We start from the raw sequence: 16,246 nt of genomic DNA on the forward strand, positions 1-16,246 counted from the left end.
TTTTATTTTATTAAATTATCTTCTACAAACTTCCAGTTAATCATATGCTTAATAAATATGTCAACATAATCAGGTCGTTTGTTACGATAATCAATATAATAAGCATGTTCCCATACATCACATGCAAGAAGCGGCTTCATACCGTTTGCTATAGGTGTACCGGCATTAGCGGTTTTTATAATTTGTAACCTATTATCGTGATATACAAGCCATGCCCAGCCGCTACCGAACTGCCCTACTGCCTCTTGCTTAAACTGTTCGCAAAACTCTTCAAAACTACCGAAATCTTTATTAATTTGTTCTAATATTTTACCGCTTGGCTTACCTCCGCCCTGCGGCTTTATTGAATGCCAAAAAAAGGTATGATTCCATATTTGGGCTGCGTTATTAAAAATAGCCGCATTTGAGTTTTGTGATGACCATTCTATTATTTCTTCTAAATCTTTTTTTGTAATTCTTCTTTATCTTTGAGTAAATTGTTTAGATTTTGTACATAAGTATTATGATGCTTACCATGATGATAATCAAGAGTCTCGAGAGTAAAATGTGGTTTAAAACTTTCTTTCTCATAAGGTAAATCAGGTAAGATAAAAGGATATGAGGTTTGATTAGATTTGTTGCAATAGGTCATGTTATTTTCTCCTATGTTGGTTTTTATATATTTATAGCAAGAATCAATACGTCATTGCGAGGAAAAATTGAAAATTTTGACGAAGCAATCTCAGGAGTCCTACTTTATGAGATTGCCACGCTCCTTGCAGTTGCTTGCAATGATGATTTAGTATCCACGCAGGCATGACATCATAGTAACTTATAAAAATCGGAAGCTAAATAAAGCGATCCGGTTATTATAATATTTGCTTTATTATCGCCGTTTATCTTCTTTATATCACTAATCGCTTCTTCGAGTGAGTCGCTTTCGCTAAAATCAATACCACTCTTTCTGCCTTCCAAATTTATTGTTTCTGCACTATGGCTTAGCGGTTCGGATAAAACTTTAACGCCATAACCTTTAATTGTCAAACCCTTAAAGTAAGAGCAAAATTCCTCAATATTCCTATTTTTAGTCATACCGAGTATTAAATATATCGATGATTTTAAATTATCACGCATCCAATTTGCCAAAACTTGAGCTCCGCTATTATTGTGAGCTACGTCTATCCAAATTTGAACATTATCACCTATTAATTTAGAATATTTTTTCGGTTCTATTTTTTCGATTCTAGCAGGCCAAATAGTATTTTGTAATCCTTTAGCAATAACCTCATTATTAATATTAAATTGTTTGTTAATAAGGCTTATTAAGGCAATAACGCTTGCAGCATTTATTAATTGATGATCACCAAGTAGCGAAGGAGTCGGAAACTCATAGGTAAAATTTCGTGATGAATAAATAAATCCGTTGTCCGTCTTTTTAATACCGAAATCATATTCATAACAGAAACTCGGTACTTCTAACTCTTCAGCCTTGGCAAATAATGTTTCATAAACTTCCAAAACTTGCATACTTATAACGCAAGGAACGCAAGACTTCATAATACCAGCTTTCTCAACTGCTATTAGGGGTAATGTATTACCCAGCATATGCATATGATCATATGAAATAGGTGTAATTAAAGTAATTAAAGGTTGTTCTACTATATTTGTTGCGTCTAACCGACCGCCTAGTCCCGTCTCTAAAATTAATATATCGGCTTTTGTTTTCTCAAATGCTAGAAACGCTGCTGCCGTAGTACCTTCAAAGAAGCTAGGTTCAATATTAAATTTTTCGCTTGCTACCCTCACCTGCTCACACACCTGCCATAATTCATTATCCGAGATTTTCTCACCTGCTACTACAATTCGTTCATTAAATTCTAATAAATGAGGAGATGTATAGCAATGTACCTTATAACCGGCAAGCGTAAAGATGCTTTTAAGCATAGCACTACTTGAACCTTTACCGTTTGTACCTGCTATATGTATGACGGGAGGAAGTCTTAAATGAGAGTTACCTAAGGCTCTTAAAAGTCTTGTTATATTTTCAAGATCATATTTAATGTTATTTTTCCAGGTCGGCACCGGAAAATGCGGTATTAGCATTGTTATTGATTTTTTTCATGAATGATAGAGTTATACCATATTTGTGGTCAACTTAAAGATTGATGCCATTCCTACAAATGTGGTGTTTTTGCATGGTTCGAAAAACCTACTCTATGTCATTCCCGCGAAAGCGGGAATCCAGGGTAAAGCAAGATAAATCAAACTTTTAGAAAGCTTAAAAGTAGTGAATTCCCGCTTTCGCGGGAATGACATCGAAACTTTAGATCAACTGTTTTTAGGCAATACTGAAGTTCATCGGGTTTTTGGTTTTACTGCATTGATAAGTCCAATTAATAATACTGATTTAATTATTCCCGGTATTACAAAAGGTAATACGCCGCCGTAAAATGCACCGCTTGCTCCTAAGAGTGTAGAGAGCCACATCCAGCCTAAACTCATAATAATTATATTACCGATCAAACATAAAGATATCTGATTTAACCATTGATTAGAAGTAAAAATTTTATCTTTTAAGCTAGCTATAACATATACGGCAATTACAAAACCTGCTAGATATCCTCCGGTAGGACCGAATAATATTCGTAAACCGCTTGAAAATTCTCCGAACACAGGGATTCCCATTGCTCCAAGAGTTATGAAAGATAATATTGTTAAAGGTGCGGTAGTCTTATTATATGTAAGTCCGATGAATATCACTGCAACGGTTTGCAATGAAATAAATATAGGCTTTATAGGTATTACTATTTGTGAACAAATAGTAAGTAATGCCACTCCTAAAACTATTTCTATTGCTTGCCTTGTGGTTAACGGTAGTGAGATTGAATTAAGTTGCATAAAATTACCGCATGATCTATTTTTAAGTAATTACACTAAATAGAATTATATAATGTCCTTGTCAAGAATATAAAAATGAAAATAAAAATTTATAATGATCTAGGAGTTTCAAAAGAAAGTATTAAGCATTGCGTGCATACCTTAAGACTTTATGCTCCAAAGTATAACGTAGATTATATTACTGCACAAGAAATTATAGACGAAAAGTGGGTTCAAAACACCTTATTACTTATTTTACTCGGTGGAAGAGATTTATACTATGTACAAAAATTGCAAGGCAAAGGAAATGCTAATATAAAGAATTATATTAAAAACGGTGGTAATTTTCTTGGGATATGTGCAGGCAGTTACTACAGCGGTAACTATGTAGAATTCGCTAAAGGAACAAATATAGAGGTTATAAGTAAAAGAGAATTAAAGATTTTCAATGGAACGGTTAGAGGACCATTGCTTGCTCCTTATTATTACAACTCACATAAAGGAGCAAGAGCTGCTTATCTAAAAATAAATCCAACACTTAATTTAAATATTAAGGATTGTTATGCTTTTTATAATGGCGGTGGATATTTTATTGATGCAGAAAATACCAAAGATACTGAAATAATAGCAAGTTATGAGGATTCTCAGGCTGCAATAATAAGATGTACTTACGGCGACGGGACAGCTATTTTAAGTGGAGTGCATCTTGAATATGAGCCTGCACTCATAAAAAATCAATCTCTTAATAATATTCATAAAATACTAAAAGCTCATGATACGGAAAGAATCAAATTATTAAATTATATATTAGACTTCTTCGAAAACGCGCTTATAGAGAGGAATTTGTAGGAAACACGCGCAGCACAGCACCGCAGCATACATAGCAGTACGTGAGAGGATGCGAGCAGCGAATTGACGCACAAATTACCTCTAGAAGTAGAGTTTCCAAAGAAGTCTATTCAAAAATCTAAATCTGTATAATAGTTTGGAGGGGTAAAGCCAGGGATTCTATCTTGTAGTAATAACCTAAAAGCCGGTCTTGATTTAATTAGTGAATACCAATGTTTGATAAGCGTCCATTTATCCCAATAAATCTCACCGAAGTAATCGAGTACCGATAAGTGACAACTTGCGGCAATATCGGCCATAGTTAGTGAATCCGATACCAGATAACTTCTTTTTTCTAGTAAAGAAGTTATATATTCTAAGTGATAATTTAAATTATTTTTTGCAACACGTAAAAACTCGGTTCGTGGGCTGCTCATTTTAGCAATTGATCTTATAACTTTTTCATCGATAATAATCTTAGTAACTTCACGATAAAATTTATCGTTAAACCAAAAGAATAATCGTCTAATTTCGCAACAAATATCAATATCTTCATCTAAAAAATTAAAATTCGGATATTTGCTATTAAGATATTCAACAAAAGGATAAATACCTACCACAAATAAGCCGTATGATTCTGCTAAAATAGGTAAAGTTCCGGCAGGATTTATTTTTAAGAAATCTTTATTGAATTGCCAATAATCTTCTTTAATCGTAGTAAATTCTATATCTAATTCTTTTAAGAAGACACGTGCTTGTCTTGAAAGAGGACAAATAGGATTATGATATAACTTTTTCATTAAATTATTTTACAGTCCTAGTCATTCCGCGACTTGATCGCAGGATCTATCAATATTTATTAAGCTGTTTTCTAAGCTCCCGCGATCAAGTCGCGGGATGACAATAAGGTCTATAAGCCGGATTCTGTATGAATATAAATTCATTGCAGTTATTTATCTAGGATAAACGTTACCGTTTACCTCAAGCGATCTACCCGCATTACAAGCCGGCTAGAGATAACCCGGGAACTTGATAAGTTCTGTAATGCCTATTTGATCTTGCTCTTGGTGGGGTTTACCATGCGTAATTTGTTACCAACTTACCGGTACGCTCTTACCGTACCTTTTCACCCTTACCAAAAATACTCGATCAACTGCAAAAATTGGCTGCGTCATTTCACAAGTACTACGATACTCACGTATTAAGTATACGCTCCGTTCCTCGTCTTATGAACTCCTAGCGCTTTTTGAAGTTGATCTTCGTATTCATACTTGGCGGTGTATTTTCTGTGGTACTGTCCCTAAAGTAATAATACTCTGCCGGAGGTTAACCGGCACCATACCTCTATAGAGTCCGGACTTTCCTCGTGATCTATAGCTTTGCTATATCATCACGCAACTGCACGACCATTTAGAATTATGGTCAATTTTCTTAAATTAGTCAATAACATTTAGAATAAGTTTAATTAACTTATTAGGTTCTGTGAAGGTTTCTAATTGATTTGCTATTTTGAGATATTTTTTAGCAAAAATTAATAAGATTTTTTTTGAAAATTTGACTTTTGTACACAGGATATAATTAAATTAGTAAGTATAATAACAAATTTAAAATTTCAACTATTTTATTAAAGATATTCTTAATTTAACGTTGCTACTATTTTTTTCATACTGTATAAATATGTATTTAATACTCCTAAACCCATAAATTGTTAGCAAATTTTGATATATGATATGAAAAAATTAATTTATTATTTTGGCAGTAATGGTAGTGATGGAAACGCTAGCATGAAAAATATACTTGGTAACAAAGGTGCTGGTCTTGCCGAAATGTCCAACCTAAAACTACCTATTCCTGATGGTTTTACAATAACTACAGAGCTATGTAATTACTTTTATACCCACAATAATAACTTTCCTAAAAACTTTCAAAGCGACTTAAAAAAAGCTATCACTGAACTTGAAATAATGACCGGTAAAATTTTCGGCAGTACAAGCAATCCTTTATTGTTATCGGTGCGTTCGGGCTCTACGATTTCAATGCCTGGAATGATGGATACTATCCTTAATCTTGGAATGAATAATGAAGTGTGTAATGCTCTTGCGGATTCCTGCGGTGATAAACGATTTGCTCTTGATAGTTACAAAAGATTTTTAGAAATGTACGGTTCAACGGTATTATCTATACCTAGTGATCTATTTGAACAAATTTACGAAAAGCACAAGATACAAGCCGATATTCATAAAGATAGCGATATTACCGTAGAATTATTAGAAAAAATTATTGATGATTTCAAACGGTTGCATATTAAGTATACTAAGCAACTAATTAATGATCCTTATGAACAGTTAGAATCGGCAATTAAAGCGGTGCTACATTCTTGGATGAGTAATAGAGCGGTTATATATAGAAAAATCAATAATATTTCGGAGGATTTCGGTACGGCTATTAATATCCAAGCAATGGTTTTTGGTAATTTAGGTAAAACTTCAGCTACGGGAGTTGCTTTTACTAGATCACCTTCTACAGGAGAAAAAAAGCTCTTTGGAGAGTTTTTAATAAATGCTCAAGGTGAAGACATAGTATCGGGCACTAGAACACCTATGCCTATTATTGCAAATGATTCAAATTCTATGCAAGCAATTATGCCGGAAGTATTTAAGGAGTTATCACAAATTGCACAAAAGCTTGAAGAACATTACTTAGATATGCAGGATATAGAATTCACTATAGAAAATAATAAGCTATATATTTTGCAAACACGTACTGCAAAAAGAACAGCCATCGCTGCTATTAATATTGCCGTACAAATGGTAGAAGAAAAGCTTATTTCTAAAGAACAAGCCTTAATGCGAATCGATCCGGAATCATTAAATCAATTATTACATACAAGAATTGATTACAGTAAGGGGCTTACTTCTATTGCTGAGGGGCTACCTGCTTCTCCTGGGGCTGCAACAGGTATTGCAGTATTCTCACCTTATGATGCCGAAAAATTATCTCATCATCATAAAGTAATTTTAGTACGCCATGATACTAGTCCTGAGGATATTAACGGAATGCATGTTTCTTCAGGTATTTTAACTATTAGAGGGGGAATGACTTCACATGCTGCAGTTGTGGCAAGAGGTATGGGGAAGCCTTGTGTTTGCGGTACAAGTAATTTATCTATAGATGAGAAAAAGCAAATATTAACAGCAGGCGACATAGTTATTAAACAAGGTGATATTATAACGATTGACGGAGATAGCGGTAAAATCTTCTTAGGTGAAATGCCGTTAATTCAACCTACTTTCAGTGAGGAATCAAAATTAATTTTAGATTGGGCAGACGAGATTAGTAGCTTAAAAGTTCGTGCAAATGCTGAAACAGTTAACGATGCTTTAGTATCTATAAAGTTTGGAGCTCAAGGTATAGGTTTGTGTCGTAGCGAACATATGTTTTTTGATAAAAATAAAATTCCTTTAGTAAGAGACATAATTATTGCTCCTGATATAGAACGGAGAAAGCTTGCCGTGCAGAAATTATTACCTCTGCAAACTGAGGATTTTAAAGCTTTATTCAGAGTAATGAAAGATAAACCGGTAAATATTAGATTACTTGATCCGCCGTTACATGAGTTTTTACCTACCACCGAAGAAGATAAAAAAAATTTGGCCAATAGCTTAAATCTACCTTTATCCATAATTAATCAACGTCTTCATGCTATGCATGAAGTAAATCCTATGCTCGGTCACCGTGGATGTAGACTTGGTATATGTTCGCCGGAAATTTACCAAATGCAAATTGAAGCAATTTTTACAGCTATTTTTGAGCTACATAAAAAAGAACACATAAAATGTAACTTAGAATTAATGATCCCTTTAATTAGCAATGTAGGTGAAATAAAAAAGCTTAAAATGGATATTTATTCGGTAATAGAGGAATTAGAGCAACGTTATAGATATAAGTTTTCCTTTACGCTTGGTACTATGATAGAACTACCCAGGGCAGCACTCGGCAGTAAGAACATAGCTAAGGAAGTTGACTATTTTAGTTTTGGTACTAATGATTTAACTCAGACTACATATGGAATTTCTAGAGATGATATTGCCTCTTTTCTTCCATATTATTTAGAAGAAAAGATTTTTGAATCCGATCCATTTACTACTCTCGATGAAGAAGGAGTAGGAGAATTAATTGAAATTGCTATAAAACGTGGAAAAAGCAGTAATGCTAATTTGAAACTCGGAGCTTGCGGAGAACATGCAGGGAACCCTGCCTCTATAGAATTTTTTCATAGAATGAATTTAAACTATGTTTCTTGTTCTCCATACCGTATCCCTATAGCAAGAATCGCCGCAGCACAAGCTAAAATTAAACACGGGTGATAAAGGCGTTGTTGCGATCGGGTATTGGATACCTATAGTACCGGACATTTTCGTTCTATATCATTTCCGCGTGGCCTTGTTGTGTGAATCAATTTCACCTCTGTCATCCCGTGGCTTGACCACGGGATCCAGTTAAAAATACTAAAATTATTAGTATTTTTTATTGTTTTTTGGACCCCGTGGTTAAGCCGCGGGGTGACACAGTGGGTTTTACCGGTCCACGCAATGATCAAAAAATTATTTACAAATTAATATGATCATAATACCGATATTAAGCATTTTTGGGTTTTCATCTTTTTTTGCCAAATATTTCAAAACAAGATTGACTTTCGCTATTCCCGTAATAATCAGCATATTAGTACCAATTTTATATTGTTTTGCTATGTTAAAGCTATTACCGGCTGCAACATATATATATTATTTCATCGGTATATTTTTAGCTTTCATGTCATTCTTGCATTTCATAGGCGTTGTTGTAGGGGGTGGCTCCGCTCCTGTCATCCCGCGACTTGATCGCGGGATCCAGTTAAAAATGTTTAGTATTTTTAAGTTATATTTTTGGATACCGTGGTCAAGCCACGGTATGACACCGCACGCATTTCTTGATCTACGCAATAATACCTCCTTCATGTCATTTCTGTGGAAGCAGGAATCTAGAAAAAATATAATTGAAATCATTGTATTTACTTTATTGATTCTTTTGTTTTTTCTTTATACCAGAGATGCATCGCTGCATGCTTATGATGATTTCTCACATTGGGGAATATTTACTAAAGAATTGTTATATTTCGGTGTTTTTGAAAATCAGTCTTCGTTAACTTCCATTATTACTACTCATGCCCATTATCCAAGAGGAGCTGCTGTTTATCATTATTTTATGCTGCTACTTTCAGGTTATTCGGACGGTAACGTATTATTTGCTCATTTCTTATTACATTTAGCATTTCTAGCTCCTTTAGCCGCAAATAAGAAATTGTGGCAAACCGGAATGTTGTTTTCACTTTTACTTTGCGGCGTAGTATTATATACGACCGGAATTCGTTCAATATATAACGATAGTACTATTGGCTTAATGTTCGGAGCTATTTTTGTAATTTATATCCTTGCGGAAGACAGGAAAAAAGCATTGTTGCTTATTTTACCTATTACGATATTACTTGCCTTTTTCCGAGAAATTGGAACATGGCTTGCTAGTTTTGCTTCGATAATTCTTATAGCTCATTATACAATTTTTTATAAAAAGCCTAAAAGATCAAGTGATTATATTACGTATCTGATTTTACTTACTTTACCTATTTTGTGTAATTTTATTTGGATGAGTTATTTTAAAAACACCCATGATTTTTTTGACAGATGCGAACATAGTTTTAGCAATTTAGTATATATTGCTGAAAATTTTAATGAACAGCATAGATCATTATTACTAAATTACGGTAAATTTCTCTTGTTATTCTTATTAAAAGAAGGAAGTTTAGTTGTATATACTATTTGTATAGCTGCATGGTACGGAATTCGTAAATATAAACCGGATTTGCTGAAAGAATATAAATTTTTCCTGATAAGTACGTTTGCGTGTTTTATAATTTTTGCTTTGTGGCGGTTATATTTATATTTCTTTAACTTTAGTTATGAAGAGGCAATTAGAGGGGCATCGTTACTTAGATATCTTGGATGTTATATTATAGCTATCGGAATGATTGCAGCTTCGTATGTTAAAAATAGTATTTTCTTACACAAGCAAAGTAATAAAGAGTTATTTATATTCCTTCTGCTGCTTGCTGTTTCTACGTTTTCCGTAGTAAAAAATATACTAAGAATCAAACACTTAAACTTAGAACAAAAGAATTTTATCCAGCAAACAACAGAAGTTAAAAAGCTATTAGAGCAAGGCAATAAAATTGAATTTAACTTTAGCGGTAAGAAAGATAATTTACAATGCTATATATTAAATTATAATCTAGTACCGTATTTAGGTAAGAAATCCTTACAAGAATGCATAAAAGCTCCTAAAGAAGCGATTATAGAAACAAAGGAAGAAGCGGTATACGCTCCTTTTAAATAGCGTTGAGGATTTGTTGCACAGCTCCTATGTCATTCCTGTGTGGCCTTGTTGTGTAGATATTACCCCATCATTGCAAGCAGTTGTAGTACTTGCGTGGCAATCTCATAAAATGATAACAGACTTCTGAGATTGCTTCATCAATTGCTATGCAATTTCCGTAGCTCAGACGGGAAAGCTGATTCACGCAACAACATCACGCAAGAATAACATAAAACCAATATAGATTTTAACAATTATGTATATAAAATATAATTTAGCTGCCGCTTACCGAATAATGGCGTATTTATCGCTGGATGATCATACTTATATGCATCTATCCGCAAGACCTAAAAATGCCGATTTTTACTATATTTATCCTTTTGGACTAAGATTTGAAGAAGTAACTACAGAGAATCTTTTAAAAGTTAGTTTAGACGGACAAATTTTAGAAGGAGAAGAATAGCAATATAATAACACCAGTTACTTTATTCATGGTAGTATTTATAAAACACGCCCTGATATTTCTGCCATTTTTTATTATCATACTCCTGCAGCTATTGCCGTTTCTGCTTTAAAATGCGGGCTTTTACCGATCAGTCAATGGGTATTGCATTTTTACGACAGAATATCACAGAATATCATATCATAATTATAATGCTCTAGTACTAGATGCCGACAAACAGAGTAGTAGACTTGTTACTGACCTTAAACAGAATTATGTGATGTTACTTCGTAATCACGGTGCTATTACCTGCGGCAAAACTATGCATGAAGCTATGTTTTATACTTACCATTTAGAACAAGTTTGTAAAACGCAATGCCTACTAAATTCTATAAAAGAATAAAAACTTATAATCCCTTCCGTAGAAATATGTAAGCAGACGGTAAAAGACTTATTATCGTTTGAAGAAGATTTAGGCAAACGTGACTGGGTAGCTTGGCTACGACTTGTGAAGATGTGATCACAATACTACGACCCCAGCGGCTTTACTTGCTTGTTTTAAGGATTTATCAAGTGTGGCTATTGGTAACCCACAGCGTAATGCTAGCTCTAAATAGCTAGCATCATAAAGTGTTAATCCATATTGTACGGCTAAATCCATTGTCTCAAACCATATATGTTCCAATGTTATTTGATCAATTTTGATGTAAAGATCCTTTAAAGTATAAATTGCTTGGTGACGTTGATTTATAGTAAGACGTTTTGCACGCTCTGCACATAATAATACATTTCCAATCTCAAGCTCCCAAATAGCAGGGACAATTGCTTCTTCTGTTATGGTTTTATCTAGTATATCCAAGCTTGCTACTTCATCAGGCATAAGCCATGATAAAGCAATTGAAGAATCTAAAACAAAAGAGACCATTTTTTACTTCTTACCCTCATTTTTGTAATTTAGCCATACTTCTAAATCCGATGGTTGTAAATTAATTTCTTTTGCAAGTTTTCGAAGTCTAAGAGCTGCAATCTTTGTTATTTCAATATTATTATGAGAATCAATAGGAACAATTTTTGCAGCAGCTTTTCCTCTTTTAGTAATTAAAATTTCTTCACCTTTACTAGCTCGGTCTAATAATTTAGAAAAATGGGTTTTAGCATCAAAGGCTGTAATTGTGTTTTTCATACAATTAACTAGTTAATTAACTAGTCAGTTATAACATATTTTAAATTTAAATGTCAAAAACTTTAATAGCAATCTTTCCAAACGCTTATAGAGAGGAATTTAAAGGAGACACGAAAGCACTTGTCACCGCAGCGTATACACTAGTACGTGAGGATACGAGTCTAGGCTTGATGTATAAATTACCTCTAGAAGCGAAGTTTGAGAAAATGTCTAATGCCTACAACCGCTACCGTGAATATGTGGAGGATGGAGTTTTACATGTTTTAGCATCTTTTTAAGTAGTGTATCACGCTTAAGTTTTGATGATAAATAATCTAAGAAAGTTTTGCCGTTTAAATAATCTATTGCATGCTGAATTACAGTTGCTAAAAAGCCTTCTGCTGCTAGTTCTTGCTTATTACCGTTATAATCAAGATATTTTACCTTGATTGCTTTTGATCGTGTAATAGATGCTTCAATGCCTGGAAACGATAAAGAACCCTCAATAAAAGTTTGTTTTTCTTCTGAAAAATAAGTTATGTCCGGATTAATAAAAACTATAGGTGATGATTTATTATTTTCATGTAGGTCAACTACCACTATACGCTTTAATATTCCTACCATATTAGCACCCAAGCCCACTGTCCTTTCTATATGTAAATTCTGAAGCATTTTATCGACAATAGTACGAATATTATCATCAACAATGTCTATATATTCTGCTTGTTTTTTAAAAATATCGTTTGGTGCATAAACTATTTGATAGTAAGGTTTATCTTGATTCATTAATATACTACGATAAATGAAGAGTTATTTTTGCATTGCTAAATAAAGATAGATATCATTATTGTGAGCGAACATTGTTGCGTAGACCGGTTTTCCTATCATTACAAGGAATTATAAAGTAATTGACGAAGCAATCCAGATTGCCACGCAGCCTACGGCTGCTCACAATTATGACTCAGTGTCCATACAACAACGCCTCCTTGCAATGGTGTAGCTTTTTCAAACCATCAATATTTATTTGGCAATGCCATTATTTCATTACGATAGCTGATAATATATTCTGATTATAAGGTTCTTGCAAATGATATGAGCGTCTTTTACTTGGATATTTTAACGGATTTGTGTAAGTATCTTCAGCAATATTTTTTATATCTTTGACGCCTGCTTCTTTAAGTTTTAACTCTACAAAAGCCGGTAAATCAAACATATAATGCTTTTCTTTTATAGAGTTTATAAAAAACTGTTTATTGTTAATATCCTTACTTAAGAAAGCTTTATAATATTCATCATCAACTTCATATGAACTTTGAGCTATAGCAGGACCTATCACTGCTATTAAATTCTTTGCTCCTTTTTCTGTTATTTTAGTAACTATATTACTAATAATATTATTTATACTTCCTTTCCAACCTGCATGTGCCGCTCCGATTATTTTACCGTCGCCGCTTGCAAGTAATACCGGTACACAATCTGCCGATTGTACCGCTAATACTAAATTTTTCTTAGTTGTAATGCTGCCATCTGCTTCAGGTACGGCAATTATGGACTCATCAGCATTAACAATTTGATTGCCATGTACTTGGTTTAAAATTAAAATATCTTGTGCTTTAAAATAAGTAGTAATAGATTTTTTGTTTTCAACTATTTCTGTTTCATTTATAGAGTTATTTTTTTTTATATATCTATGACTAGAATTATTGAATGTTTTATTAAAAATTTTATAATAAACTGATCCGTTTATTAATCCTTCCATGAAAATATCCCATATTAATTATAATAGTTTTATTAATACTTTATCCGGTCGTTTACAAAAAAATAAACAGCTAGAAAAAATAATAGCACAATTTCATCAAGACTATAACCTAATTCCTATTATCGGCGTAGAAATAGAGTTTTATTTAAGTCACAATATTGATATAGCTAAATTTGAAATACTTGCAAGAAAATACTTAGCTAGATTTAAAATTGCTAAAATAAAAAAAGAAAAAGGCAATAACCAATTTGAAATAGATCTCCCTCCTTCTGTAAACTTAATACAATATATAAAAAATATATTAGATGTTAAAACTATTTTAAAAAAAATGGCACAGCAGTTAAACGGTTATATAGATTTTTCGCCTAAGCCGTTTTTGGATGATTATGGTAATAGTATGCATTTTCATATTAATTTTAATTCCGAGTTCAATGATTATTATATAATTTTAGCAGCACAAGGGCTATGTCACTATATGTTAGACACCCTACTCGCTTTTATGCCTACTACTCTAGATTATTCACGGATAAATAAAAAATTTATGGCTCCTACGCATATATCGTACGGTGGAAATAATAGAAGCGTAGCCGTACGAACTCCGAATGCTTTTCCCAAACGTTTAGAACATCGCTTATCTTCCCCCGAAACCGATCCATATATAGCAATTTTTACTATTTTAAAGTCAATATTGTTGGCTTTAAAATCTCCAAGTTCGCTCCAAACAATAGAAAAAATTTACGGGAATGCTTTCGATCCACAATATAATTTAACTCCATTACCGACATCATCTCAGGAGAGCTTTATGTTATTTAAACCGGATTTTTTTAAATAATTTGTATTTTGTTCACAAAACCTAAAAACTAAACAATAATTGTTTTTTACAACTAAAATAAAGATTGATATTAAATATAAAACTGCTGAAAATTGTTTCAATTAATTATTTTATTTTTGTAAAACTAAATACTGATGAAGTGCTTTAAGCTGCACTTCACTCTATATTTTCATAATTTTTCATTAGATAATTAAATTCCGCACCATAGATAAATATCATATTTATAATATAGAAGAATATTAATGTAACTATTATACTACCAAGTGAACCATACATTAGATTTAATTGATTATAGTAGACTATATAAGTTGAAAGCAAATAGCCGCTTATTATCCATAATATCACAGTTAATAAAGCCCCTGGAAATACATCAATAAAATTTAGTTTTACATTAGGTAATATATAATACAAAGATGAGGCACCTAAAAATAATAAAATTAAAATTAAAGAATATCTTATAAAATTTAAAATGATCTTATATTTTTCAATGGTCTCTAATATTATCGGAATTTTTGTAAATAATATTGGAATCACCACTAAAAGAAACATAGTAAAGGTAATCAAGGCACTAATTATAAGAAACTGTATAATACTAAGTAATCTTCTTCTTATATAAGGGGGTGGAGATTTTATTTGATATACACGATTTAAAATAGTCCTTAAACATTCTACAAAAGAAGAAGCAGTCCAAATACTGCCTACTATGGCAAGATTCATTAAACTTTGAGGAGGAGCACTGAGTAATTCGCGTATTCTTTTTTCTATTGATTCCGTTGCTTGTTCCGGAAGACTCTCTAGAAAAATTTGTATAAAATTTTGACCAAGTTCTGAAGCTCCTAAAAAGCTTGTTAAAGCTAATAAGAATACTAGGAAAGGGAAAATAGATAAAAGTATCATGAATGACATATATCCCGAATGTTCAACGCCATCATCTTCTATTGTTCTAAATAAGGCTACGTAAAGACAATTAAAAATTTTTCTCATTATAAAAGCTAAGTTGTTATTATTAATTTTATATTTAATCTTAAATAAGTTTGCTGTAAATAATTAATTTACAATTAAAATGAAACTATACTTTATCCTTGATTTGAAATATTAATATAGAAATGAAATTTTTCCTTGCATTAATTTTATATTTTTCTATAATACACCAAAATTTTATTTTTTATAAATTGTTAATTTATGCTTCAGTAAGTAAGTTTTTAAAACATAAGGTATTCATATTTTAAAAATAATTTTAAAGTTTTTATGATATTTTTATTTGATAAGGAATAATTTTATTCTTTAATAATTATTTACCAAATGATTACAAAAAACTTAAAAAATGTTATTTTGTAGTTGCTTGTAATATTAATTTATGGTATTATTTCTACTTACACTTGGATAAGTTTAATGGTATTAAATTATTAATAACCACATGTTTTATAATAATATAGGATAATATCATTTTTGTTCAAAGAAAATTTTTAAATATAGATATAATTAGTAACCAAGGAGAGGATAATGGGGAGAAAAAACGATATTATACAAAAAATCGATAGTTTTATCGGCAAGAAAATTTATTCTTTAAGACTCGCTAAGGGGTTGTCTCGTCAACAACTGGCTGAAGTAATTGATGTTACGCATCAACAATTACAAAAATACGAAAAAGCAATTAATAGAATTTCTGTAGGAAGGCTAGTACTAATCGCAGAAGCTTTAGATAGAAATATTGATTATTTCTTTGAAGGTTTAGAAGAAGCTAATAAACCGCAGCCCGTACATACTCAACATCAACGTATGTGCATTGAAGTTTCAAGAAATTTTATGAAAATTAATAGCACGGAAGAACAACAAGCCATTAATAATTTAGTAAAATGTTTAGCTGGAAAGAAAAACTAATGCATAAAGGCAAGCTACCATCCTGATTATGTTGTGATATCATTTATGTCATCCCCGCAGAAGCGAGAATAACATTGC

At 32.2% G+C, this 16,246-nt stretch carries 13 protein-coding genes, 1 other RNA gene and 3 pseudogenes; 7 read left to right on the forward strand and 10 right to left on the reverse strand.

Annotation, left to right across the window (positions count from 1 at the left end):
• Positions 1–2: 2 nt before the first annotated feature.
• From RAT170B_RS05155 to RAT170B_RS05170, 3 genes and pseudogenes are all read right to left on the reverse strand, one after another.
• A pseudogene (locus tag RAT170B_RS05155) lies at positions 3–631 on the reverse strand (superoxide dismutase).
• A gap of 170 nt (positions 632–801) precedes the next feature.
• Positions 802–2,082 carry a folylpolyglutamate synthase/dihydrofolate synthase family protein gene (locus RAT170B_RS05165; protein ID WP_014120826.1) on the reverse strand — a complete coding sequence of 427 codons (1,281 nt, stop codon included), beginning with the start codon at positions 2,080–2,082 and terminating at the stop codon, positions 802–804.
• A gap of 252 nt (positions 2,083–2,334) precedes the next feature.
• Complete coding sequence (locus RAT170B_RS05170; protein ID WP_045805786.1) at positions 2,335–2,877, reverse strand: biotin transporter BioY; 543 nt, start codon at positions 2,875–2,877, stop codon at positions 2,335–2,337.
• A gap of 75 nt (positions 2,878–2,952) precedes the next feature.
• Here RAT170B_RS05170 and RAT170B_RS05175 point away from each other — a divergent pair, with 75 nt between their 5' ends.
• Together RAT170B_RS05175 and RAT170B_RS09845 are read left to right on the forward strand one after the other, a co-directional pair.
• Positions 2,953–3,705, forward strand: coding sequence for a BPL-N domain-containing protein (locus tag RAT170B_RS05175; RefSeq protein ID WP_014014360.1), 753 nt, complete (start codon positions 2,953–2,955; stop codon positions 3,703–3,705).
• Positions 3,660–3,828, forward strand: a pseudogene (locus tag RAT170B_RS09845) (palindromic element RPE1 domain-containing protein); the annotation flags it as partial. The gene RAT170B_RS05175 and the pseudogene RAT170B_RS09845, both read left to right, overlap by 46 nt.
• Here RAT170B_RS09845 and RAT170B_RS05180 read toward each other — a convergent pair.
• Together RAT170B_RS05180 and rnpB are read right to left on the reverse strand one after the other, a co-directional pair.
• Positions 3,816–4,484, reverse strand: coding sequence for a glutathione S-transferase family protein (locus RAT170B_RS05180; RefSeq protein ID WP_014120824.1), 669 nt, complete (start codon positions 4,482–4,484; stop codon positions 3,816–3,818). The pseudogene RAT170B_RS09845 and the gene RAT170B_RS05180 sit on opposite strands and share 13 nt — an antisense overlap.
• A 97-nt stretch (positions 4,485–4,581) precedes the next feature.
• Positions 4,582–5,098: RNase P RNA component class A (rnpB, locus tag RAT170B_RS07845), an RNA gene on the reverse strand.
• A gap of 316 nt (positions 5,099–5,414) precedes the next feature.
• On the opposite strand from rnpB, the gene ppdK reads away from it, so the two are divergent.
• From ppdK to RAT170B_RS05195, 3 genes and pseudogenes are all read left to right on the forward strand, one after another.
• Positions 5,415–8,051: a pyruvate, phosphate dikinase gene (gene ppdK, locus RAT170B_RS05185; RefSeq protein WP_045805787.1), complete on the forward strand. Its 2,637-nt coding sequence runs from the start codon at positions 5,415–5,417 to the stop codon at positions 8,049–8,051.
• A 253-nt stretch (positions 8,052–8,304) separates the two neighbouring features.
• On the forward strand, positions 8,305–10,113 hold the full coding sequence (locus RAT170B_RS05190; protein ID WP_045805788.1) for a hypothetical protein: 1,809 nt from the start codon (positions 8,305–8,307) through the stop codon (positions 10,111–10,113).
• A 235-nt stretch (positions 10,114–10,348) separates the two neighbouring features.
• Positions 10,349–11,054: pseudogene (locus tag RAT170B_RS05195) on the forward strand (class II aldolase/adducin family protein).
• Here RAT170B_RS05195 and RAT170B_RS05200 read toward each other — a convergent pair.
• From RAT170B_RS05200 to pgeF, 4 genes are all read right to left on the reverse strand, one after another.
• Positions 11,055–11,459: a type II toxin-antitoxin system VapC family toxin gene (locus RAT170B_RS05200; RefSeq protein ID WP_045805789.1), complete on the reverse strand. Its 405-nt coding sequence runs from the start codon at positions 11,457–11,459 to the stop codon at positions 11,055–11,057.
• A 3-nt stretch (positions 11,460–11,462) separates the two neighbouring features.
• Positions 11,463–11,717, reverse strand: a complete 255-nt coding sequence (locus tag RAT170B_RS05205) for a type II toxin-antitoxin system Phd/YefM family antitoxin (RefSeq protein ID WP_014014355.1) — start codon at positions 11,715–11,717, stop codon at positions 11,463–11,465.
• A gap of 210 nt (positions 11,718–11,927) precedes the next feature.
• Positions 11,928–12,482, reverse strand: a complete 555-nt coding sequence (gene def / locus RAT170B_RS05210; RefSeq protein ID WP_045805790.1) for a peptide deformylase — start codon at positions 12,480–12,482, stop codon at positions 11,928–11,930.
• A gap of 250 nt (positions 12,483–12,732) precedes the next feature.
• Positions 12,733–13,455 carry a peptidoglycan editing factor PgeF gene (gene pgeF, locus RAT170B_RS05215; RefSeq protein WP_045805791.1) on the reverse strand — a complete coding sequence of 241 codons (723 nt, stop codon included), beginning with the start codon at positions 13,453–13,455 and terminating at the stop codon, positions 12,733–12,735.
• On the opposite strand from pgeF, the gene RAT170B_RS05220 reads away from it, so the two are divergent.
• Positions 13,454–14,287, forward strand: coding sequence for a glutamine synthetase family protein (locus RAT170B_RS05220; protein ID WP_014014352.1), 834 nt, complete (start codon positions 13,454–13,456; stop codon positions 14,285–14,287). The genes pgeF and RAT170B_RS05220 overlap by 2 nt on opposite strands.
• A 156-nt stretch (positions 14,288–14,443) precedes the next feature.
• Here RAT170B_RS05220 and RAT170B_RS05225 read toward each other — a convergent pair whose 3' ends face one another.
• Positions 14,444–15,271, reverse strand: coding sequence for a YihY/virulence factor BrkB family protein (locus RAT170B_RS05225; protein ID WP_014014351.1), 828 nt, complete (start codon positions 15,269–15,271; stop codon positions 14,444–14,446).
• 519 nt (positions 15,272–15,790) lie between these two features.
• Here RAT170B_RS05225 and RAT170B_RS05230 point away from each other — a divergent pair.
• Positions 15,791–16,168, forward strand: a complete 378-nt coding sequence (locus RAT170B_RS05230) for a helix-turn-helix domain-containing protein (protein ID WP_014014350.1) — start codon at positions 15,791–15,793, stop codon at positions 16,166–16,168.
• The last annotated feature ends 78 nt before the right edge of the window (positions 16,169–16,246 follow it).

It is taken from the genome of Rickettsia argasii T170-B, assembly GCF_000965185.1.
Classification (GTDB): domain Bacteria; phylum Pseudomonadota; class Alphaproteobacteria; order Rickettsiales; family Rickettsiaceae; genus Rickettsia; species Rickettsia rickettsii.